This is a genomic window from Pseudomonas chlororaphis subsp. aurantiaca, from assembly GCF_013466605.1.
GTDB classification, from domain to species: Bacteria; Pseudomonadota; Gammaproteobacteria; order Pseudomonadales; family Pseudomonadaceae; genus Aquipseudomonas; species Aquipseudomonas chlororaphis_I.
On sequence record NZ_CP059162.1, the window covers coordinates 4,457,131 to 4,479,007 of the forward strand.

The window sequence follows — 21,877 nt, forward strand, 5'->3', positions numbered from 1 at the left end:
ATCTACCCGCGATATGCTTGATCGCTCAGATACGGAACTGCCCCACCAGCCTGCCCAGGCGCTGGCCGAGTTCGGCCAGGCTGCGTGAGGTCTGGGCGCCGAGCTGGGTTTCGTCGGCGACGCTGTCCACCGCCACCGCGATCTGGTGCACGCTGCGGTTGATCTCTTCGGCCACCGCGGTCTGTTCTTCCGCGGCGCTGGCGATCTGCGCGTTCATCGAATTGATGGTACCGATCAGTTGCGCCATGGCATCCAGCGAAGCCCCCGCTTCGTTGGCCTGCTGCGAGGTGCCGTCGCCGGCGTCGCTGGAGCGGCGCATGGCCTCCACGGCGGTGCGCGTGCCCTGTTGCAGGCGATCGATCATGCCCTGGATTTCCTGGGTGCTCTGCTGGGTGCGGCTGGCCAGCGCCCGGACCTCGTCGGCCACCACCGCGAAGCCACGCCCGGCCTCACCGGCCCGCGCGGCTTCGATGGCCGCGTTGAGGGCCAGCAGGTTGGTCTGTTCGGCGATGGAGCGGATCACGTCGAGCACACTGACAATCGACGCCACGTCTTTCTGCAGGCTGTCCAGGGAGGTGCCACTGCTGCGGATATCGCTGACCAGCGCGTGAATCTGCTGGATGCTGCCGTCCACCACGCGCTTGGCCGCCTGGCCTTCCTCGTCGGTCTGCTGCGCCGCCACGGCCGCGCCCTGGGCACTGCGCGCCACTTCCTGGGCCGCCGACGACATTTCATTGATCGCCGTGGCCACCTGATCGGTCTCGTGACGCTGGCGCTCCATGGCCTGCTCGGAACGCTGGGCCTGCTCGGACACCTGGGCCACCAGGCCGGTGAGCTGGCCGGTCATCTCGGTGATCTGCCGCACCAGGCCGTGGATCTTGTCGACGAAGCGGTTGAAAGAGCCGGCCAGGTCGCCCAGCTCGTCCTGGCTGGTGATGGCCAGGCGGCGGGTCAGGTCGCCTTCGCCGGCGGCGATATCGTCGAGGTTGAGCTTCATCAGGTTCAGCGGCCGCAGGATAGTATTGGCCACCAGCATGCCGATGGCGGCGATCACCAGCAGCACCACCACGGCGATGCCGATGATGCTCAGGACCATGCCCTGCATGCGCTGGTTGACGCTGGCCTCGACCTCGGCCACCTGGGCATCGATGCCGTCCAGGTTCACCGAGGAGCCGACGATCAGGTCCCATTTGGGCAGGTATTCGGTGTAGCCCAGTTTCGGCACCAGCACGTCGCTGCCAGGCTGGGTCGAGCTGTACTGCACATAGTGCGTGCCGTCCTTGCCGACCTTGACCAGCTCGCGGTTGACGTACACGCCGTTGGGGTCGCGGTTGTCCTTGAAGCTCTTGCCCACGCCGTCCGGGTTGTTGCCCTTGAACAGGCGCACCGTCTCGGAGTCGTAGCCGAAGAAGTAACCATCCTTGCCGTAGGTGATGCTCGACAGCAGCTTCACCACCTGGGCGCGGGTCGCGGTATCGCCGGGCGCCGCCGCATCGTAGAGCGGCTTGACCGTGCTCAGGGCCACCTCCACATAGCTCTGCAGCATGGTCTTGGCCTCGCCGAGCAGGCGCTGCCGGGTCTCGTCCACCTCATTCTGCGCCTGCTCCTTGAGCATGACGACCGTGGTCAGGCTGATCACCAGCGCAAACAACAGCACCGGGAGGACCGCGAGGGACAGGACTTTGCCCTTCAGACTTAAGCGCATAGGAGGTTCACTCTTGATTTTGTTGGCGTGATACAGCCTTAACGGCACGCCGTCACAAAAGTTGAGCTGCGCGAGACGATGCGCTGAATCTGCGGACACGCAGCGCCCTTGAGATTTATCACGAGCCGCTTCGCGCCTACAGATACGACGCTTCTGTAGGCGCGAGGCTTGCTCGCGATAGGAACAACGCGGTGCAGCTGAAAACCCGCAGGCTCAGAGCACCATCGCCGCGACCCAGCCGAAGGCCAGCAGCGGCAGGTTGTAATGCAGGAAGGTCGGGACCACGGTGTCCCAGATGTGGTGGTGCTGGCCGTCGATGTTCAGGCCGGAGGTCGGGCCCAGGGTCGAGTCCGAGGCCGGCGAGCCGGCGTCGCCCAGGGCGCCGGCGGTGCCGACGATACAGACGATCGCCAGCGGGCTGAAGCCCAGTTGCACGCACAGCGGCACGAAGATGGTCGCCAGGATCGGCACGGTGGAGAACGACGAACCGATGCCCATGGTCACCAGCAGCCCCACCAGCAACATCAACAAGGCGCCGACGCCCTTGCTGTGGCCGATCCAGCTGGCCGAGGACTCCACCAGGCTCTTCACCTCGCCGGTGGCCTTCATCACCTCGGCGAAACCGGCGGCGGCGATCATGATGAAGCCGATCATCGCCATCATTTTCATGCCTTCGGTGAACAGGTCGTCGGTCTCGCGCCAGCGCACGATGCCCGACACCGAGAAGATCAGGAAGCCGGACAGCGCGCCGATAATCATCGAATCCAGCAACAGCTGGATGACAAAGGCCGCGACAATCGCCAGGCCCGCCACCAGCAGCGTGCGCGGGTTGTATTGCACCGTCACCTGCTCGACTTTCTCGATCAGCTGCAGGTCATACACGCGCTTCTTGCGGTAGCTGACAAAGGCCAGCAGCAGGCCGAAGACCATGCCCAGCGCCGGAATGCCCATGGCGTGGGTGACATTGATATTGCTGATGTCCACGCCGCTGCGGGCGACGTTGGCCAGCAGGATCTCGTTGAGGAAGATATTGCCGAACCCCACCGGCAGGAACATGTACGGGGTGATCAGGCCGAAGGTGATGACGCAGGCGATCAGCCGCCGGTCCAGCTGCAGTGCGCTCAGCACATACAACAGTGGCGGCACCAGCAACGGGATGAAGGCGATATGGATCGGCAGGATGTTCTGCGAAGCGATCGCCACCACCCACAACAGGCCGATCAGCAGCCATTTGACGTTGCCGCCGCCATTGGCGTCCTGGCGGTCCACCAGCAGCAGGATCTTGTCCGCCAGGGCATGGGCCAGGCCGGACTTGGCGATCGCCACCGCAAAGGCACCGAGCAAGGCGTAGGACAGGGCCACCGTCGCCCCGCCGCCGAGGCCGTTATTGAAAGCCTTGAGCGTCGCCTCGATGCTCAGGCCACCGGTCAGCCCTCCCACCAGCGCGCCTACGATCAGCGCGATCACCACATGCACGCGGGACAGGCTGAGGACCAGCATGACGCCAACCGCGGCAATTACTGCATTAATCATCGTTACCTCATGGCACTGCGACGGGAAAACGCCGCAAAAGGAATGAGTCCGGCCAGAGGGCATGGCTGCCGACACCGGATTGAAACAGGAGGGTCTTATTAGAGGGCGCGCACTTTGCAGCAGCGGGCAACGCTTGTCAAAACCGGCGGTCCGCTGCCAATGCGTTTCCTGTAGCCGCTGGCGCAGCCTGCGATAAGGTCCGAAGGACCTTCCGAGGCCCTCAAAAGCAGCGCCCGCTTCGTGGTCGATCGCAGCCTGCGGCAGCGGCTACAGGGGACGGTGGCTTAGGGGCGAATCCGCAGCGAGCCAGCCCCCCGGGGAAAATTCGAACGAGCGTTTAAAGAAAGCCGTTCTGCGGCCGATATGTTGCAAAGTCTCAGATAAATATCGAATAAGGACGTCTCCATGTCGCTCAGACAACTTTCCATCCAGTGGAAAATCACCTTGCTCGCCGGACTCTGCCTGGCCGGCATCGTGACCCTGCTGGTGGGGCTTTCGCTGTACCGCATGGAGCACAGCTCCGCACTGGTGAAGGCCTCGAGCATGGAGATGCTCAACGAAGCCGCCCAGGCCCGCATCGAAGCCCAGGGCGAGGTCCAGGCACTGGGCATCCGCCAGCAATTCATGGACGCCTATCAATACGGCCACGGCTTCGCGCGCCAGGTATTGTTCCTGCGCGAACAGGCCGAGAAACGCTTCCTCGATGCCTTCGACCTGCGCGAGGACCTGACCCGCCAGGTGAAGTCGGCGCTGCAGGCCAACCCCGACCTGCTCGGCCTGTCGCTGGTGTTCGAAGCCAATGCCCTGGACGGCAAGGACGAACTCTTCAGCGGCCAGGGCGAACTGGGCAGCAACGACAAGGGCCGCTTCGCCCTCTACTGGTCGCAGCCGACCCCGGGCAAGCTGACCTCCATGGCGCTGCCGGAAAGCGACATGAGCGACACCACCACCGGCCCCAGCGGCCAGCCGGCCAACGCCTGGTTCACCTGCCCGCGCAGCACCCTCAAGCCCTGCGTGATCGAGCCCTACTTCTATGCGATCGACGGCCAGAACGTGCTGATGACCAGCATCGTGTTCCCGCTGCTGGTGAACGGCAAAGTCATCGCCTCGCTGTCGGTGGACATCAACCTCAACAGCCTGCAATCGGTCAGCCAGCAAGCGAGCAAGGAACTCTACGACGGCCAGACCACGGTCAGCATCATCAGCCCGGTCGGCCTGCTCGCCGGCTACAGCGCCGACGCCAGCAAGCTCAGCCAGCGCCTGGACCAATTGGACCAGGCCAACGGCGGCGAACTGATCCGCCTGCTGTCGGCCAGCACCCAGACCCAGAGCCTGCACGACGACAGCGAACTGAAAGTGCTCGCGCCCTTCACCCCGATTCCCGACGGCAAGCCCTGGGGCGTGCTGCTGCAAGTGCCGGAGCGGGTCCTGGTAGGTCCGGCCGAAGCCCTGAAGAACCAGCTGGACCAGAGCAACCAGACCGGCACCCTGGTCGAACTGGGCCTGGGCCTGCTGGCCGCGGTGCTCGGCCTGCTGCTGGTGTGGCTGATGGCGCGCAGCGTGACCCGGCCGATCCTCGGCGTGGCGCACATGCTGGAAGACATTGCCAGCGGCGAAGGCGACCTGACCCGGCGCCTGGCCTACGACAAAAAAGATGAACTGGGCCAGCTGGCCGGCTGGTTCAACCGTTTCCTCGACAAGCTGCAACCGATCATCGCCGAGGTGAAACGCTCGGTGCAGGACGCCCGCGGCACCGCCGACCAGTCCTCGGCCATCGCCACCCAGACCAGCGCCGGCATGGAGCAGCAGTATCGCCAGGTCGACCAGGTGGCCACCGCCTCCCACGAGATGAGCGCCACCGCCCAGGACGTCGCCCGCAGCGCGGCCCAGGCCGCGCAGGCCGCCCGCGACGCCGACCAGGCCACGCGCCAGGGCCTGAGCGTGATCGACCGCACTACCGCGAGCATCGACCACCTGGCGGCCGACATGAGCACCGCCATGAGCCAGGTCGAAGGCCTGGCCGCCAACAGTGAAAAGATCGGTTCGGTGCTGGAAGTGATCCGTGCCATCGCCGAGCAGACCAACCTGCTGGCCCTCAACGCCGCCATCGAGGCTGCCCGTGCCGGCGAGGCCGGGCGCGGTTTCGCGGTGGTCGCCGACGAAGTGCGCAACCTCGCCCGCCGTACCCAGGAGTCGGTGGAGGAAACCCGCCAGGTGATCGAGGAGCTGCAAAGCGGCACCCAGGAAGTGGTCGGTTCGATGGGCAACAGCCATCGCCAGGCCCAGGGCAGCGTCGAGCAGGTCGGCCAGGCCGTTACCGCGCTGCGGCAGATCGGCGACGCGGTGACGGTGATCAGCGACATGAACCTGCAAATCGCCAGCGCCGCCGAAGAGCAAAGCGCGGTGGCCGAGGAGATCAACAACAACGTGGCGACCATTCGCGACGTCACCGAATCGCTGTCGGAGCAGGCCAACGAGTCGGCCCGGGTCAGCCAGTCGCTGAACAGCCTGGCCAACCAGCAGCAGAGCCTGATGGATCAGTTCCGGGTCTGACCTCAAGCCTCGGCTACGGGATTCGGCGCTAGCGCTTGGGCAACTCGATCAACACCCGCAGGCCGCCCTGCGGGCTTTCCAGCAAGCGCAACACCCCGCCCCAGCTCTCGACGATGTCGCGCACGATGCCCAGACCCAGGCCATGGCCATCGGTCTGTTCGTCCAGGCGCGTGCCACGGCTGAATACCTGGCTGCGCTGCTCTTCAGGAATCCCCGGTCCATCGTCGTCCACCGCCAGGCCATAACCCTGGGCGCTCTGCCAGACGCTCAGCGCCACTTCGGCATCGGCCCACTTGCAGGCGTTGTCCAACAGGTTGCCCAGCAGCTCCAGCAGGTCTTCCCGGTCCCAGGGCAGTTGCAGGCCGGGGGCCGCCTGATAGCTCAGGTCCAGGTGCTCGCCATGGATCATGTTCAGGGTTGCCAGCAGTCCCGGCAGCTCGGCGTCGCAATCGAACAGCGCGCCGGGCAACGCATCGCCGGCCAGGCGCGCGCGGTTCAGTTCACGGTTGAGTCGCTGTTGTACTTGCTCCAACTGCTCTTCGAGCAACTGGCGCAACTCCGGGTGCGCTTGCAGCTTGGGGTTGGAGGCCAGGCTCAAGAGCACCGCCAGCGGGGTCTTCAGCGCATGCCCGAGGTTGCCCAGGGCATTGCGCGAACGCTTCAGGCTGTCTTCGGTGTGGGCCAGCAGATGGTTGATCTGCGCCACCAGCGGCTCCAGCTCCAACGGCACCTGTTCGTCAAGTTGCGAACGCTGGCCGCGTTGCAGCTGGGCGATCTGCTCGCGGGCCTGCTCCAGCGGGCGCAAGGCGCGGCGCACGGTAAGCCGCTGCAGGATCAGGATCAGCAGCAGGCCGGCCAGGCCCAGGCCGAGGCCAACCTGCTGCATGCGCAAGAAACTCTCGCGCACCGGGGTGTAGTCCTGGGCGACGCTGATGGAAATCGATTGCCCGAAGCGTCGGTAATCGGTGCGCAGCACCAGCAGGCGCTGGCCCTCCGGCCCCAGTTGCAGGTTGCTGTGCAGGCCGGTCTGCTCCAATTTTGGCAGGTCCTGGTCCCACAAGGAGCGGGAGCGCCAGTGCACCTCATCGAAATCGATACGGAAGTAATGCCCGGAAAACGGCCGCTGATAGGCTGGCGACAGACGCCGCTCGTCCAGCTGCAACCCCTGCGGACCACGCACCAGCGCCACCAGCAGGCTTTCGCTGTCGTTGCGCAGGCCGGCTTCCAGATAGCGTTGCAAACCCATCTCGAACAGCCACAGGCTGGTCTGCGCCAGCACCAGGCCGACAATCACCATCACGCTGATCAGGCCCAGGCTCAGGCGGCGCTGGATCGACCTCACCGGGTGTTCCCGCCGAACAGGTAGCCCTGGCCGCGACGGGTTTCAATCACGCTGCGCCCGAGCTTGCGCCGCAGGTGGTTGACGTGGACTTCCAGTACGTTGGAGTCGCGCTCGGTCTCACCGTCGTAGAGGTGCTCGGCCAGGTGGCTCTTCGAGAGGATCTGCTCCGGGTGCAGCATGAAGTAGCGCAGCAGGCGGAACTCGGCGGCGGTCAGCTGGATATCCACGCCGTCGCGCACCACGCACTGGCGGCCTTCGTCGAGGTGCAGCCCGGCTGCCTGCAGTGTCGGCTGGTTGGCCTGGCCGTGGGAACGGCGTAACAGCGCCTGGATACGCAGGTGCAACTCTTCCGGGTGGAAGGGTTTGGTCAGGTAGTCGTCGGCACCGGCCTTCAGGCCTTCGATGCGTTCGGCCCAGGAACCGCGGGCGGTGAGGATCAGCACCGGGGTCGCCAGGCCGCCGGCGCGCCACTTGGCCAGCACTTCCAGGCCCGGAACCCCCGGCAGGCCGAGGTCGAGCACGATCAGGTCGTAAGGCTCGCTGGCGCCCTGGTACAGCGCATCACGACCATCGGCCAGCCAGTCCACGGCGTAGCCCTGGCGATTGAGCCCGGCCAGCAGTTCGTCGGCCAGGGAGACGTGGTCTTCCACCAGGAGCAGGCGCATCAGTCATCTTCCTTGTCTTTCAGTAAGCGGCCGGTGGTGGCCTCGAGGTCCAGCTCGCGAACCACGCCCTCGGCAGTCAGCAGCTCGACTTCATAGATGTAGACGTCGTGTTTTTCTTCCAGCTCGGCTTCCAGCAGCTTGGCCCCGGGGTAACGGTCCAGGGCCTGTTGCAACAGTTGCTCCAGCGGCAGGATCACCCCTTGCTGGCGCAAGCGCAGGGCTTCATCCTGGTCCAGGTCGCGGGCCAGCGCCACCGAGCAGAAAGCCAGAAGCGCCAGGGCCACCCTGCTGCCGGCGCGTAGATTTACCTTCATTACGTATCCTGATGATCCTTGAGCACCTGGCCGCTCACCGCGTCCAATTCCAGGTCCCACTCAACCCCTTGAGGATCGCGCATCTCGATCTGGTAGATGTACTTGCCGTACTCCTCTTCCAGCTCGGTTTCGGTGATGGTCGCGCCCGGGTGCTTGGCCAATGCCGTGGCATTGAGTTTTTCAAAGGACACAATGGTACCAGCGTCGCGCAGTCTCAGGGCCTCGTCGGGCCCCAGGTCGCGGGCATGGGCCAGGCTGGCGGTCATGCCGATGAGGGTCGCGGTGAACAGGGCAGTCAGGGTTTTCATGGGGTGTCTCCGGTTTTCTCGTTATGTGTTGCTACGCGGCTCACGATAGCGGGTCGAACTTAATTGAAACTGAATGGCCATCATCGCCAGCGCGCAGGTTTCATTCGGCGCCGCTGACCTGAGCTTTTATACTCACCCGTCGCTCGAGATTGAGACCGGTATGACCGCTATCCACATCAAGTTTCCCGCCCTGACCCTCAAGGCCGGCCCACGCGCCCTGGCGCGCATCCGCGCCAACGGCCTGAGCGCCGCCGAAGTCGGCACCCTGCCCGGCGCCGCCGGCGGGCCGAAAGCCCTGGGCATCCAGGGGCTGGACCTGGCGCTGTTCGGCGAGTGGCTGCCGGCGGCGCCACGGGAGCGTTCGCTGATCGGTGCCTCGGTGGGTTCCTGGCGCTTCGCCAGCGCCTGCCTGCCGGACGCCGCCGAAAGCATCCGCCGCCTGGGCCAACTGTACAACGCCCAGAGCTTCGCCAAGGGCGTGACCATCGCGCAGATCAGCCAGAGTTCGCAGCGCATGCTGCACGAGCTGCTCGACGGCCGCGATGCGAGCATTCTCGACAACCCGCACTACCGGCTGAACATCATGGTGGTGAAAAGCCACGGCCTGCTCGCCGACGACCATCGCGGGCGGCTGGGCCTGGGATTGTCCTCGGTGATCGCCGACAACCTGCGTGGCCGCGCGCGCCTGTCCCGGCACTTCGAACGCCTGGTGCTGCACGACCCGCGCCTGGCGCCGCCGCTGCGGGCCCTCGACGACTTCCCCTCGCGCTTCGTGCCGCTGGACACCCACAACCTGCGCCAAGCCCTGCTCGCCTCGGGCTCGATCCCGATGGTCATGCAAGGCGTGCGCGACCTGCCCGGCGCCGGGGCCGGCACCTTCCGCGACGGCGGCCTGCTGGACTACCACCTCGACCTGCCCTACAGCGGCGACGACATCGTGCTCTACCCGCACTTCACCGACCGGGTGATTCCCGGCTGGTTCGACAAGACCCTGCCCTGGCGCCGCGGCAACCCGGGTCGCCTGCAGGACGTGTTGCTGCTGGCACCGTCGAAGGAATACCTGGCACGCCTGCCCTACGGCAAACTGCCGGACCGCAACGACTTCAAGCGCTTCATGGGCGACGACGCCAGCCGCCAGAAATACTGGCGCAGCGCGATGGACGAAAGCCGGCGCCTGGGCGACGAGTTCCTCGAACTGGCCGCAGGTGGTCGTCTCGGCGAACGGCTATTGACCCTTTAGTCAGTGTTTTCCCGCACCCGCACAATCAAGCTGGTAAACTCGCTGCCTGCCTTACATCGCCCGCGGCGATAGCCACCTGACCGAGCTGACCGACACTGTGGAAATCTTCAAAGAGTTTACCTTCGAATCCGCCCACCGCCTGCCCCACGTGCCTGCCGGCCACAAGTGCGGGCGCCTGCACGGCCACTCGTTCAAGGTGGCCATCCACCTGAGCGGCGACCTCGATCCGCACACTGGCTGGATTCGTGACTTCTCCGAAATCAAGGAGATCTTCAAGCCGCTCTACGAGCGCCTGGACCACAACTACCTGAACGACATCCCCGGCCTGGAAAACCCCACCAGCGAAGTGCTGGCCAAGTGGATCTGGAACGAGCTCAAACCCCTGCTGCCGGAGCTGAGCGCGATCCGCATCCACGAGACCTGCACCAGCGGCTGCATCTATCGCGGCGAATAAACCGTCGCCCGCTTGAAAAAAACCACCTCCCGCGGTGGTTTTTTATGCCTATGCTTGCCCGCTCGGCCCTCGCGCCTTGAGCGGAGAACGCCCCCTCATGCCCTCGACCATTCGCCCGGCCACCGTGGCCGACCTCAGCCTGATCCAGGCCGGCAATGGCTGGGCTTCGCTGAAAGACAGGCGCTCGCCGCCGGTCATAGCTGCATCCGGCTTTACACCCACGAAGCCATGAGCGAAAACATCGCCCTGTATACCCGCCGCGGTTACACCAAGACCCACCGCGCCGAGGAGCACGGGCTGCGCCGGGCCTACATGAGCAAGGCGCTGGACTGATCACCCGCAGAGGACCACAGCATGAGCGATTGGCCGCTGGATCGAACCTACAGCTTCAATGGGTACACCGTTCGCTACGCCATTCATGGTGAGGGCCCGCCCCTGGTATTGGTGCACGGCACGCCCTTCTCTTCCTACGTCTGGCACCGCATCGCCCCGCACTTGCGCGCCAGCCACCGGGTGCACTATTTCGACCTGCTGGGCTACGGCCAGTCGGAACAGGCCGCCGGCCAGGATGTGTCCCTCGGCGTGCAGAACCAGCTGCTGGCCGAACTGCTGGAACACTGGGGCCTGGAGCGCCCGGACGTAGTAGCCCATGACTTCGGCGGCGCCACCGCCCTGCGCGCCCACCTGCTCAATGGCAAGGACTACCGCAGCCTGACCCTGATCGACCCGGTGGCGCTGTCGCCCTGGGGCTCGCCGTTCGTGCAGCACGTGCGCCAGCATGAACAGGCCTTCAGCGGCGTGCCGGACTACATCCAGCGCGCCATAGTGCCGGCCTACATCCGTGGGGCGATCCAGCGCGAGATCCCCGACCAGGAGCTGGCGCCCTACGTCCAGCCCTGGCTCGGCGCCAGCGGCCAGGCTGCCTTCTACCGGCAGATCGCGCAGATGGACGAGCGCTACACCAGCGAAGTGGCCGGGCTCTATCCGAGCATTCGTTGCCCGACCCAGATCCTCTGGGGCGAGGACGATCAGTGGATCCCCATCGAGCGCGGGCGCCAGTTGCACCAGTTGATCCCCGGCTCGCGGTTCCAGGCCGTGCCCAACGCCGGCCACCTGCTGCAGGAAGACGCACCGGAAGCCATAATCGCCGCGCTGTTGCGTTTTCTACCCCAGGCCGGGAGCAAGGCATGAGCCCACGCATCTACCTCGCCGGCTTCGATGTGTTTCGCCGCGATGCCATCGCCCGCGGCGAATACCTCAAGAATCTGTGCCAGGCCCAGGGCCTGCAAGGCCTCTACCCTTTCGATCATCAGGTGCCGGCCCAGCCGATGCCGGAGCAGACCGCCCAACTGATCTGCCAGCAGAACCTGCAGATGATCCGCGACTGCGACGCGGTACTGGCCAACCTCAACGCCTTTCGCGGCCTGGAGCCGGACTCCGGTACTGCCTTCGAGGTGGGCATGGCCGTCGCCCTGGGCAAACCGGTGTGGGCCTGGTTCGAGGCGCCCGCGACCCTGCGCGAACAAGTGCCCCATGACGCCGACGGCCGCGACGCCGAAGGTTTCCTGGTGGAGGATTTCAAGCTGCCGCGCAACCTGATGCTGGCCTGCACCTGGGCCGGCCACAGCCGCAGCGCCGAAGACGCCTTGCCGCGCCTGGCGGCTTACCTCGCACAGCGACCGCCAACGTTCTGACCGTGCCAGGTCCAGTGATCACTCAAGGACAGCCACCATGGAAAACACCTGGCTCACCCACGCCAAACGCTTGCAGGCCCTCGCCTCCAACGGGCTGCATTTCTGCAAGGACCCGTTCGATCGCGAGCGTTACCAGGAAGTCGCCGATATCGCCCACGACATGCTCGCGCAACTGGCCGACGTGCCCCTGGAACGCATCGCCGGCCTGGTGTCGGACTTTGCCGAACGCTACTCGACACCCCTGGTGGATGTGCGCGGCGCCTTGATCGAAGACGACCGCATCCTCCTGGTCCGCGAACAGACCGACGGACGCTGGGCCTTGCCCGGCGGTTATGCCGATATCGGCCTGTCGGCCGCCGAAAACATCGTCAAGGAGATCCACGAAGAAGCCGGGCTCAGCGTCTCGGCCCGCGCCCTCTACAGTGTCCGGCACAAAGCCAAGGGCCCCTTCACTCCCGACACCCGGGACTTCTACAAGCTGTATTTTCTCTGCGAGCGCAGTGAGCGCAGCGCCCCGGTGGCTGGCTCGGAAGTCAGCGACGCCGGGTTCTTCGCCCTCGACGCCCTGCCCGAACTGTCCCGCGGCCGCACCGTGGAAGGCGATATCGAAGCGGCCTTTGCCTTCCACCGCGGCGAAACCCGCCTGACCCTGTTCGATTGAGTCAATGTAAAGCATCCTTGACACCTCTGGATCGACTGCCTAATGTAAAGCACCCTTTACTTCAGGAGCCGGCCATGTGCGGCAAACGCTACCTCGTGGAACTCACCCTCGCCCTGCTGGCGTACCTTGTCGCCGTGGTGCTCAGCACTTACCTGATGCCGGGCATGGACAGCAGCGCCGGGCACATCGCGGTGTCGCTGATTCCAGTGATCCCGCTGATCGCCATGGCGCTGGCGGTCATTCGCCAGCTGCGGCGCCTGGATGAACTCAGCCAGCGCATCCAACTCAACGCTCTGGGCATCGCCTTTGTCTGTACCGCGCTGATCACCTTCAGCTACGGCTTCCTGGAAATAGCGGGCCTGCCACGACTGTCGATGTTCGCCGTCTGGCCGATCATGGGATCGGTGTGGCTGGTGGCCACGCTCATCGGCAACAGGCGTTACCGGTGAACAATCGCCTGCGTGAACTGCGCGCCGCGCAAGGCTGGTCCCAGGCGGAGCTGGCCGCGCACCTGAACGTTTCAAGGCAGACCGTGAACGCCATCGAGACGGGGCGCTACGACCCCAGCCTGCCCCTGGCCTTCAAGATCGCGAAGGCCTTCGGCCTACCCATCGAGGGCATTTTCGAGGCCCCGCAGGACTGAGCGGCCAGTGATCCAATTTGTCTCACCGGCGCACCGCTTTCGCGCCGAAGCCGGCCAATCGGATACGCCGGAAAGCAAAAATCCTCTGTTTGTCTATAAATCTCCTGCAGGTTGCACAACGCCGGCTGGGCGCCCCTGACGCTGAGGGCGTTGGCACGGCGACTGCAATGGGCCTGCGTCGCTTACGCACCAGGCCCGGCCTGGGCCAATCAGGAGAAGGCACATGACGCAGAACGATCCAGGTAACGACTACCCGCTCAGCGAAGTCCCGATGCACGCGCGCAAGGGCCTGGCCTCCACGGCCATGGTGCTGCTGGGCTTCACCTTTTTCACCGCCACCATGTTCGCCGGCGGCAAGCTCGGGGTGGCCTTCAGCTTTGCCCAGATGCTCGGGGTGATCGTCCTCGGCAACCTGCTGCTGGGCCTGTACGCGGCAGGCCTGGGCTATATCGCCTTCAAGAGCGGCCTGAACTCGGTGCTGATGGGGCGCTTCTGTTTCGGCGAGGTGGGCAGCAAGCTCAGCGACCTGATCCTCGGTTTCACCCAGATCGGCTGGTACGCCTGGGGCACCGCCACCGCTGCGGTGGTGCTGGGCAAGTATTTCGAGCTGGGCCAGGGCACCGTGCTGGGGCTGATGGTGCTGTTCGGCCTGGTGTTCTGCGCCACCGCCTACGTGGGTTACCGCGGGCTGGAAATCCTTTCCTGGATCGCGGTGCCGGCCATGGCCCTGCTGCTGTTGCTGTCGATGTGGGTGGCCACGGTCAAGGTCGGCGGCCTCGATGGGTTGCTGGCCGTGGTGCCGAGCGCCAGCCTAGACCTGTCCACGGCCATCACCCTGGTGTTCGGCACCTTCGTCAGCGGCGCCACCCAGGCCACCAACTGGACGCGTTTTTCCCGCTCGGCCAGGGTCGCGGTGCTGGCCAGCCTGATCGGCTTTTTTATCGGCAACGGCCTGATGGTGCTGATCGGTGCCTACGGCGCCATCGTCTACCAGCAGCCGGACGTGGTCGAAGTGCTGCTGTTGCAGGGGTTCGCCATGGCCGCCATGGCCATGCTCCTGCTGAATATCTGGAGCACCCAGGACAACACCATCTACAACTTCGCCGTCGCCGGCTGCAACCTGCTGCGCACCGGCCGGCGCAAGACCGTGACCCTGGTCGGCGCGGCGATCGGCACCCTGCTGGCGCTGCTGGGCATGTACGACATGCTGGTGCCCTACCTGATTCTGCTGGGCACGGTGATCCCGCCGATTGGCGGGGTGATCATGGCCGACTTCTTCTATCGCTATCGTGGCCAGTACCCGCGCCTGGCCGACAGCAAATTGCCGGCGTTCAACTGGGCCGGCCTGGGCGCCTATGCCATCGGCACCGTGGCGGCCTTCGGCTCGCCCTGGGTCGCGCCACTGGTGGGCATCGCGGCCGCCGCCCTGAGCTACATGCTGCTGAACAGCCTGCTCGGTGCACGCACCACGACCGCGGCGGACATCCAGGCATGAGCCCGGGCCACGCGACGTTGCGGCCGCCGGCCCGGGCGCCGTACCCTGACCGCCTGGATTGAAAAAGGAATCGCTCCGATGCTCATCATCAACGCCCGCCTGCGCAACCGTGAAGGCCTGCACGAGCTGCACCTGGAGAACGGTCGCATCGCCAGCATCGCCCGGCAGACCGAAGCCCAGACCCTGGGCCCCGACGACCTCGATGCCGGCGGCAACCTGGTGGTGCCGCCCTTCGTCGAGCCGCACATCCACCTGGACGCCACTCTCACCGCCGGCGAACCGCGCTGGAACATGAGCGGCACCCTGTTCGAAGGCATCGAATGCTGGGGCGAGCGCAAGGTCACCATCACCCAGGAAGACACCAAGGCCCGTGCCCGGAAAACCATCCGCGCCCTCGCCGCCCACGGCATCCAGCATGTGCGCACCCATGTCGATGTCACCGACCCGGAGCTGACCGCGCTCAAGGCCATGCTCGAAGTGCGCGAGCAAAGCGCGCACCTGGTGGACATGCAGATCGTCGCCTTTCCCCAGGAAGGCATCGAAAGCTACCGCAACGGCCGCGAGCTGATGGAAGAGGCAATCCGCCTGGGCGCCGATGTGGTGGGCGGCATTCCGCACTTCGAGTACACCCGCGAGCAGGGCGTGAGCTCGGTGAAGTTCCTCATGGACCTTGCCGAACGCACCGGCTGCCTGGTGGACGTGCATTGCGACGAGACCGACGACCCGCATTCGCGCTTTCTCGAAGTGCTGGCCGAGGAAGCTCGCAGCCGCGACATGGGTTCGCGGGTGACCGCCAGCCACACCACCGCCATGGGTTCCTACGACAACGCCTACTGCGCCAAGCTGTTCCGCCTGCTCGGCCACTCGGGCATCAGCTTCGTTTCCTGCCCCACCGAAAGCATCCACCTGCAGGGGCGCTTCGACAGCTTCCCGAAACGCCGCGGCGTGACCCGGGTCAACGAGCTGCTGGAAGCCGGGATGAACGTGTGTTTCGGCCAGGACTCGATCGTCGATCCCTGGTACCCCCTGGGTAACGGCAATATCCTGCGGGTGCTGGAAGCCGGCCTGCACATCTGCCACATGCTCGGCTACCGCAACCTGCAGAGCGCCCTCGATCTGGTCACCGACAACAGCGCCAAGGCCCTGGCCCTGGGCGAGCGTTACGGCCTGGAGGAAGGCCGGCCGGCCAACCTGCTGATTCTGTCGGCCGACAGCGATTACGAGATGATCTGCAGCCAGGGCCTGCCGCTGTACTCGATCCGCGACGGCAAGGTGTTGATGAAACGGCAGATGGCCCAGGTGGATCTGCCGGGCGATGTGGGGGTTGTGTAACGGCCGCTGACATCATCGCAGACAATCGAGCAGCGACCGGCCGTTCCTACAGAAGCAATGCGGGCCCTGTAGCCGCTGCCGCAGGCTGCGCAAAGATCCGCAGGATCTTCCGGCGTTCCTGAGATCGCTGCGACCGTGGCGGTCGATCGCAGCCTGCGGCAGCGGCTACGGGATCAGGCGCGCCGTACCGAACAGACCGACCCGCACCAGATCCCCACCCCGCTCCTCCAGGCGCAGCGGCGCGGTGCCGCCGGGCATCACCACCGCGACTTCGCCGGCCTTGATCCAACCGACCCGCCACGCCGCGCTGGCCACCGCACTGGCACTGGTGCCGGAGGATGCGGTGGGACCTTCGCCGCGTTCGAACACCCGGGCGGCGATACGCTGCGGACCTTCCAGCCACGCCCATTGCAGGTTCACCCCCGCCGGGCAGGGTTCGCCGCTGCCGGTGGGCATGGCGTAGGCGATGCGCGTCAGGGCCTCGGCCAGGGGCGCCTCGCTCATCTGCCGGTTGCTCGGCAAAGCGCTGGCGTCGTTAACCAGGGTCACGCAATGGGGATTGCCGATACGCACGAACTGGCTGCGAGCCCATTCCGGACGCAACCGCGCCAGCCTGCGTACCCGGCTCAGCTCGACGCAGCTCGAACCGTCATTCTCGACCCCATGTTGCGCACCCACGGCTTGTGCACCGAACGCCGGTTGCCCGAGGTCCAGCCAGAAGCCGGACACCCCGGCGACCTGCGCCGGCTCGACCACGGTCGCCACCGGCGACACCCCGTCCGGTTTGTCGTGATGCACCCGCAACTCCGTAGGCCCCTGGGCCGGCAGCAGCCCTTGCTCGGTCAAGGCCTGGGAAAAGATGGTCAGGCCGTTGCCACTGCGCTCGGCCAGGGTGCCGTCGGTGTTGACGATCAGCAGGTCGAATGGCGCCTCGTCCTGGAACGGCCCGACCAGCAAGCCGTCGCTGCGATGGGCCTTGGCCCCTTCCGGCCGGGTGCCGGGCGCCCAGCCGCAGAGGGCCTCGATGGCCTGTTCGCTCCAGCTGGCCCGGGCCAGCGCCGCCTCGGCCGCGCTGGCCGGCAAGGCAATCCCCAGCTCACGTACCGTGGCAGGTGCCACCACACCGTAAAGATTGCCGCGGGCATCGTAGAAAGAGGTCATTGCGAGGTTCCAAAAGCAGACGGGCCGCTGACATTACTGTGAATGCAGCGGCCCGGCCAAGCCCTGTGCCAAGCCCCCTGGCGGGGTCGGCGCCTGGCTCAGCGCACCAGGCACGGCCGCTTGTTGTCGAAGCGCCAGCCCGGGATCAGGCACTGCATGGCCACGCTGTCGTCCCGGGCGCCCAGGCCGCGGCTGTTGTACAGCTCGTGGGCGCGGGCCAGCGCGTCCAGGTCCAGCTCGACGCCCAGCCCCGGCGTCTGCGGCACCGCCACACAGCCCTCGACGATCTGCAGCGGATTGCGGGTCAGGTGCTGGCCGTCCTGCCAGATCCAGTGGGTGTCGATGGCGGTGATCTCGCCCGGCGCCGCGGCCGCCACATGGGTGAACATGGCCAGGGAAATATCGAAGTGGTTGTTGGAATGCGAGCCCCAGGTCAGGCCCCATTCATGGCACATCTGCGCCACCCGCACCGAACCCTGCATCGTCCAGAAATGCGGATCGGCCAGGGGAATGTCCACCGCTTGCAGCTGGATCGCGTGGCCCATTTCCCGCCAATCGGTGGCGATCATGTTGGTCGCCGTAGGCAACCCGGTGGCACGACGGAATTCGGCCATCACCTCGCGCCCGGAGTAACCGTTTTCCGCGCCGCAGGGGTCTTCGGCATAGGCCAGCACCTGGTGCTGGTCGCGGCACAGGGCGATCGCCTGCTTCAGCGACCAGGCACCGTTGGGATCGAGGGTGATGCGCGCCTTGGGAAAACATTCGGCCAGGGCGGTGACCGCCTCCATTTCCTCTTCGCCGCGCAGCACGCCGCCCTTGAGCTTGAAGTCGTTGAAGCCATACCGCGCCTTGGCCGCCTCGGCCAGGCGCACGATGCTCTCGGCGTTCAGCGCCGGTTCGTGGCGCAGGCGCAGCCAGGCATCGTCGGCCTCGGCTTCGTTGCGGTAGGCCAGGTCGGTCTGGCGCCGGTCGCCGATATAGAACAGGTAACCGAGCATCTTCACCGATTCGCGCTGCTGGCCTTCGCCAAGCAACGCCGCCACCGGCACGCCGAGGAATTGGCCGAACAGATCGAGCAGCGCCGCTTCCAGCGCGGTCACCGCATGGATGGCGATGCGCAGGTCGAAGGTCTGCTGGCCGCGGCCGCCGGCATCGCGCTCGGCAAAGCGCTGGCGCACCTGGTTGAGCAGCTTCTGGTAGTGGCCGATGGGCTGGCCGACCAGCAGTTCGCGGGCCTCCTCGAGGGTCGCGCGAATCCGCTCGCCCCCCGGCACTTCACCGACCCCGGTGTGACCGGCGCTGTCGCTGACGATCACGATATTGCGGGTGAAGAACGGACCGTGGGCGCCGCTGAGGTTGAGCAGCATGCTGTCATGCCCGGCCACCGGCACCACTTGCAGTCGGGTGATAAGCGGTGTCTGGCCAGGATGATGGTGGGTGGATTCAAGAGTCATGGGTCGGTTCCTGTCGGCAAAAGTCAGTGGGATTTGTCCAGCAGCGGGTGGGCTTCGCCCAAGGGCGCCGGCGCGGCAACGGCCTTGGGCCGGGTGCGGGCGAAAAACACGATGATCGCGGCGATGATCGAGGTCGCCGCCAGGCCGTACAGGCCGCCCTGGATCGACCCGGTGCGCTGCTCCAGCAGGCCGAAGGTGGCCGGGGCGACGAAGCCGCCGAGGTTGCCGATGGAGTTGATCAGGGCGATCACCGCGGCGGCGATGCGCGCATCCAGGTAGGCCTGGGGAATCGGCCAGAACAGCGCGGAGGCGGACTTGAAGCCGATGGCAGCAAAGCACACGGCGACGAAGGCGAACACCGGCCCGCCGGTGGTGGACAGGAACATCCCGGCGGCCGCCACCAGCAAGGCGCTGGCGACCCAGGCCTGCTGGAACTTCCATTTGCCGGACGCCGCGGCGAAGGCGTACATGGCGATGATCGAGATCAGCCAGGGAATGGAGTTGAAGAACCCCACCTGCAGGTCGCTGAGGTCGCCCATCTTCTTGATGATGCTCGGCAGCCAGAAGGTCGCGGCGTAGATGGTCAGCTGGATGCAGAAGTAGATCAGGCAGAACAGCAGGATCTGCCGGTCCTTGAGCAGGGTCCAGAGCGACGGCTTGACCGGCATCGCCGCTTCGCGCTCGCGTTGCTCACTGTCGATCGCCTGCACCAGCGCGTCCTGTTCGGCGGCGCTCAGCCATTTGGCGTCGCGTGGCGTGGAGTCGAGCCAGAACCAGACAAAACCGCAGAGCAGCACCGAGGCCATGCCCTCGATAATGAACATCCACTGCCAGCCGTGCCAGCCCAGGCCTTCGATCTGCAACAGCGCTCCGGACAGCGGGCCGGAGACCAGCGAGGCCACGGCCGAACCGCTTAGGAAAACGGCGATCGCCTTGCCCCGCTCCACGCCGGGCAGCCAGCGGGTGAAGTAATAGATCACTCCGGGGAAGAACCCGGCCTCGGCCACCCCCAGCAGGAAGCGCAGCACATAGAACTGGGTTTCGTTCTGCACGAAGGCCATGGCCGTGGCCACCAGCCCCCAGGTGAACATGATGCGGGTCAGCCAGATCCGCGCGCCGACCCGCTGCAACAGCATGTTGGACGGCACTTCGAACAGCGCGTAGCCGATGAAGAACAGCCCGGCGCCAAAACCGTAGGCCGCGGCACCGATGCCCAGGTCATGTTCCAGGTGGGTGCGGACGAAGCCGATGTTGACCCGGTCGATGTAGTTGACGATGAACATGATGACGAACAGCGGCAGTACATGACGCTTGACCTTCGCCACGGCGATGGCCAGCAGGGGATCGCCCCCGGATGGATTAAGGGTGGTATTCACGATGCCTCTCCCACTTGTTTGTTGTTGTGTGCGGGTGACTGGGCGAACGCCCTAGTTGACAGTCATCATACAAGTAGAAAAATAGCGTCACAAGCGCAGACTCACCGCCGAGGCCGCTACGCAAGGCAGACCTGATCGAGGAAGATGTTGAAAAATACCAACAACTAATTGATTTTAATTGGATAAATCAAAAGTCTTGTAGCAGGAATATTTTTTCAGGCCGCACTCACGCAGAGAATCCGCACTGAATCCGAAAGCGACTCATCCGACAACTTGTCATACATGTCAGACAAGTTGAGCCCTGCCCGGCCACTTCGGTGATAAGCTTTTTGCTTTCCCTGCGCGACCTTGCCATGAGCACCGAATCCGATATCGCCCAGGGCCGTCGTCGCCCTTCCACCAACCTGGCCCATGACCTGGTCAGCGACCTGACCCAGCAGATCATGCGCGGCCTTCTCAAGCCCGGTGACAGGCTGCCGTCGGAAAGCACCATCGTCCGCGCCCATGGCGTCAGCCGCACCGTGGTGCGCGAAGCCATCTCCAAGCTGCAAGCCGCCGGCTGGGTGGAAACCCACCATGGCGTCGGCAGTTTTGTCCTGGAACGCCAGGACACCCACGGCCTGCGCTTGAACGTCGACACCGCCCTGAGCGTGCGCGACATCCTCGAACTGCGCCTGGGCCTGGAAACCCAGGCGGTGGCCCTCGCCGCCCGCCGGCGCAGCGCCGAGCAACTGGCGCAGATGCGCCAGGCACTGGACGACTATCAGCAGTTACTGGCCAACAACGACAGTTGCGTGGAGGCCGACCAGCGTTTCCACCTGCTGATCGCCGAAGCCACCGGCAACCCTTATTTCGTGCAGATCCTGCAATCCCTGGGCAACGCCCTGATCCCGCGGACCCGGGTGCGCGACGCCGAGCGCGGCGATGTCGACCTGGCGCAGTTGGGAACCCTGGCCAACCAGGAACACGAAGCCATCTACGCGGCCATCCGCCGCCAGGACCCGGATGCGGCGCGGGCGGCGATGTGGACCCACCTGAGCAACAGCCGGGAGCGGTTTTCGGCAGGATGACGGGAGTCCATCACCGGCTCGCTTCTACCGAAGTCGCGGAGCTCAGTCCTTTTCGTGCCGGGCGAAGTAGCGTCCCGGCGTCACCCCGAACTGACGGCGGAACATGGCGATAAAGGCGCTGACATTGTCGTAGCCCAGGTCCAGCGCCACCCGGGTCACCGCATCCCCCGCCGCCAGGCGCTCCAGGGCCCGCAGCAATCGCGCCCGCTGTCGCCACTGGCTGAAGGCAAAGCCGGTCTCGCCGACAAAACGCCGGGCCAGGGTTCGCGGCGAGATCCCCGCCCACCGGGCCCAGGCTTCCAGGCCGCGGTTGTCCGCCAGGTCGTCGGCCAGCGCCTGGCAGATCCGCCGCAACCGCGGGTCCATAGGCAATGGCAGGCCGAAGGGTTCCACCGGCAGGCTGACCAGTTCATCGAGGATCACCCGGGCGATGCGCCATTGCGGCTCATCCAGCGCGCCTTGTGGCCAGCTCGCCGCGCGCATCACCGCCTCCCGCAACAGCCCGGAGGTGGCAATGATCCGTGGTTGCGCCGGCAGTTCTCGGCAGGCGTCGGGCTCGATATAGACACTCCAGCCGTCGAACGGGCCATGGGAACGCAAGGCGTGTTCGCAGCGGGGCGGCACCCACACCGCATGGGTCGCCGGCACCACCCACTGGCTGTCGGCCGCCGCCACCGACAGCAGGCCGCGCCGGGCGCCGAGCAGTTGGCCGCGGGCGTGGCTGTGGGCGGCGGTCTGCCGTTCGATCGGGTTCTGTTGCCACGCCGCGACCAGCAGCGGGCCGCCCTGGGCTTGAGCGAGCAAGGGGGAAACCAAAGATTGGGACATTGGCTGTTTCACGTTATTCAACGGCAAGAACCAGGCAGTTTAGCCAATC

At 65.6% G+C, this 21,877-nt stretch carries 20 protein-coding genes and 3 pseudogenes; 13 read left to right on the forward strand and 10 right to left on the reverse strand.

What is annotated here, in order from left to right; genetic code table 11:
- Positions 1–25 precede the first annotated feature (25 nt).
- Together ctpM and H0I86_RS20110 are read right to left on the reverse strand one after the other, a co-directional pair.
- A complete protein-coding gene (gene ctpM, locus H0I86_RS32705; RefSeq protein WP_180921827.1) occupies positions 26–1,705 on the reverse strand; it encodes a methyl-accepting chemotaxis protein CtpM in 1,680 nt (559 codons plus the stop codon).
- 213 nt (positions 1,706–1,918) lie between these two features.
- Positions 1,919–3,235 (reverse strand): Na+/H+ antiporter family protein, encoded by a 1,317-nt coding sequence (locus tag H0I86_RS20110; RefSeq protein WP_180925881.1) that lies wholly within the window; start codon positions 3,233–3,235, stop codon positions 1,919–1,921.
- 627 nt (positions 3,236–3,862) lie between these two features.
- Here H0I86_RS20110 and H0I86_RS32525 point away from each other — a divergent pair.
- Both H0I86_RS32525 and H0I86_RS32530 read left to right on the forward strand, forming a co-directional pair.
- Positions 3,863–4,885, forward strand: a pseudogene (locus H0I86_RS32525) (cache domain-containing protein); the annotation flags it as partial.
- Positions 4,886–5,275: 390 nt separating this feature from the next.
- Positions 5,276–5,791: pseudogene (locus tag H0I86_RS32530) on the forward strand (methyl-accepting chemotaxis protein); the annotation flags it as partial.
- Between the two features lie 28 nt (positions 5,792–5,819).
- Here the strand turns inward: H0I86_RS32530 and H0I86_RS20120 are convergent.
- Genes H0I86_RS20120 through H0I86_RS20135 form a run of 4 tightly spaced genes read right to left on the reverse strand, consistent with a single transcriptional unit; the run spans position 5,820 to position 8,420 of the window.
- Positions 5,820–7,133, reverse strand: a complete 1,314-nt coding sequence (locus tag H0I86_RS20120) for a sensor histidine kinase (protein WP_180921829.1) — start codon at positions 7,131–7,133, stop codon at positions 5,820–5,822.
- A complete protein-coding gene (locus H0I86_RS20125; protein WP_180921830.1) occupies positions 7,130–7,798 on the reverse strand; it encodes a response regulator transcription factor in 669 nt (222 codons plus the stop codon). Before H0I86_RS20125 ends, H0I86_RS20120 begins: the two co-directional genes overlap by 4 nt.
- Positions 7,798–8,112: a PepSY domain-containing protein gene (locus H0I86_RS20130; RefSeq protein WP_007930564.1), complete on the reverse strand. Its 315-nt coding sequence runs from the start codon at positions 8,110–8,112 to the stop codon at positions 7,798–7,800. The genes H0I86_RS20125 and H0I86_RS20130 overlap by 1 nt, the downstream gene beginning before the upstream one ends.
- Entirely contained in the window at positions 8,112–8,420 is a 309-nt protein-coding gene (locus H0I86_RS20135) for a PepSY domain-containing protein (protein ID WP_007930566.1), read from the reverse strand. Before H0I86_RS20135 ends, H0I86_RS20130 begins: the two co-directional genes overlap by 1 nt.
- 160 nt (positions 8,421–8,580) lie before the next feature.
- Between H0I86_RS20135 and H0I86_RS20140 the strand changes: the two genes are divergently transcribed.
- The 10 genes and pseudogenes from H0I86_RS20140 to codA all read left to right on the forward strand — a co-directional run bounded on the left by H0I86_RS20140 (position 8,581) and on the right by codA (position 15,939).
- The gene (locus H0I86_RS20140) at positions 8,581–9,660 is read left to right on the forward strand and encodes a patatin-like phospholipase family protein (protein ID WP_180921831.1); all 1,080 of its coding nucleotides are present in this window, start codon (positions 8,581–8,583) and stop codon (positions 9,658–9,660) included.
- Between the two features lie 97 nt (positions 9,661–9,757).
- The gene (queD, locus tag H0I86_RS20145; RefSeq protein WP_007930577.1) at positions 9,758–10,114 is read left to right on the forward strand and encodes a 6-carboxytetrahydropterin synthase QueD; all 357 of its coding nucleotides are present in this window, start codon (positions 9,758–9,760) and stop codon (positions 10,112–10,114) included.
- 147 nt (positions 10,115–10,261) lie between these two features.
- Positions 10,262–10,447: pseudogene (locus H0I86_RS20150) on the forward strand (N-acetyltransferase); the annotation flags it as partial.
- A 21-nt stretch (positions 10,448–10,468) separates the two neighbouring features.
- Positions 10,469–11,305, forward strand: coding sequence for an alpha/beta fold hydrolase (locus tag H0I86_RS20155; RefSeq protein WP_180921832.1), 837 nt, complete (start codon positions 10,469–10,471; stop codon positions 11,303–11,305).
- Positions 11,302–11,808 (forward strand): nucleoside 2-deoxyribosyltransferase, encoded by a 507-nt coding sequence (locus tag H0I86_RS20160; RefSeq protein ID WP_180921833.1) that lies wholly within the window; start codon positions 11,302–11,304, stop codon positions 11,806–11,808. The genes H0I86_RS20155 and H0I86_RS20160 overlap by 4 nt, the downstream gene beginning before the upstream one ends.
- Before the next feature lie 37 nt (positions 11,809–11,845).
- Entirely contained in the window at positions 11,846–12,469 is a 624-nt protein-coding gene (locus H0I86_RS20165) for an NUDIX hydrolase (protein ID WP_180921834.1), read from the forward strand.
- A 74-nt stretch (positions 12,470–12,543) separates the two neighbouring features.
- Positions 12,544–12,918: a hypothetical protein gene (locus H0I86_RS20170; protein WP_180921835.1), complete on the forward strand. Its 375-nt coding sequence runs from the start codon at positions 12,544–12,546 to the stop codon at positions 12,916–12,918.
- Positions 12,915–13,112, forward strand: coding sequence for a helix-turn-helix transcriptional regulator (locus tag H0I86_RS20175; RefSeq protein WP_180921836.1), 198 nt, complete (start codon positions 12,915–12,917; stop codon positions 13,110–13,112). Before H0I86_RS20170 ends, H0I86_RS20175 begins: the two co-directional genes overlap by 4 nt.
- 223 nt (positions 13,113–13,335) lie before the next feature.
- Complete coding sequence (codB, locus tag H0I86_RS20180) at positions 13,336–14,607, forward strand: cytosine permease (protein ID WP_180921837.1); 1,272 nt, start codon at positions 13,336–13,338, stop codon at positions 14,605–14,607.
- A gap of 78 nt (positions 14,608–14,685) precedes the next feature.
- Positions 14,686–15,939, forward strand: coding sequence for a cytosine deaminase (codA, locus tag H0I86_RS20185; protein WP_180921838.1), 1,254 nt, complete (start codon positions 14,686–14,688; stop codon positions 15,937–15,939).
- Between the two features lie 165 nt (positions 15,940–16,104).
- On the opposite strand, the gene H0I86_RS20190 is transcribed toward codA, so the two are convergent.
- The 3 genes from H0I86_RS20190 to H0I86_RS20200 form a co-directional block, all read right to left on the reverse strand.
- A complete protein-coding gene (locus tag H0I86_RS20190) occupies positions 16,105–17,100 on the reverse strand; it encodes a diaminopimelate epimerase (protein ID WP_180921839.1) in 996 nt (331 codons plus the stop codon).
- Between the two features lie 98 nt (positions 17,101–17,198).
- Entirely contained in the window at positions 17,199–18,554 is a 1,356-nt protein-coding gene (gene gudD, locus H0I86_RS20195; RefSeq protein WP_180921840.1) for a glucarate dehydratase, read from the reverse strand.
- Between the two features lie 23 nt (positions 18,555–18,577).
- Positions 18,578–19,930, reverse strand: a complete 1,353-nt coding sequence (locus H0I86_RS20200) for an MFS transporter (RefSeq protein WP_180921841.1) — start codon at positions 19,928–19,930, stop codon at positions 18,578–18,580.
- A 353-nt stretch (positions 19,931–20,283) separates the two neighbouring features.
- Between H0I86_RS20200 and H0I86_RS20205 the strand changes: the two genes are divergently transcribed.
- A complete protein-coding gene (locus tag H0I86_RS20205) occupies positions 20,284–21,000 on the forward strand; it encodes a FadR/GntR family transcriptional regulator (RefSeq protein ID WP_180921842.1) in 717 nt (238 codons plus the stop codon).
- A gap of 42 nt (positions 21,001–21,042) precedes the next feature.
- Here the strand turns inward: H0I86_RS20205 and H0I86_RS20210 are convergent, their stop codons facing one another.
- Positions 21,043–21,828 (reverse strand): AraC family transcriptional regulator, encoded by a 786-nt coding sequence (locus H0I86_RS20210; RefSeq protein WP_180921843.1) that lies wholly within the window; start codon positions 21,826–21,828, stop codon positions 21,043–21,045.
- Between the last annotated feature and the right edge of the window lie 49 nt (positions 21,829–21,877).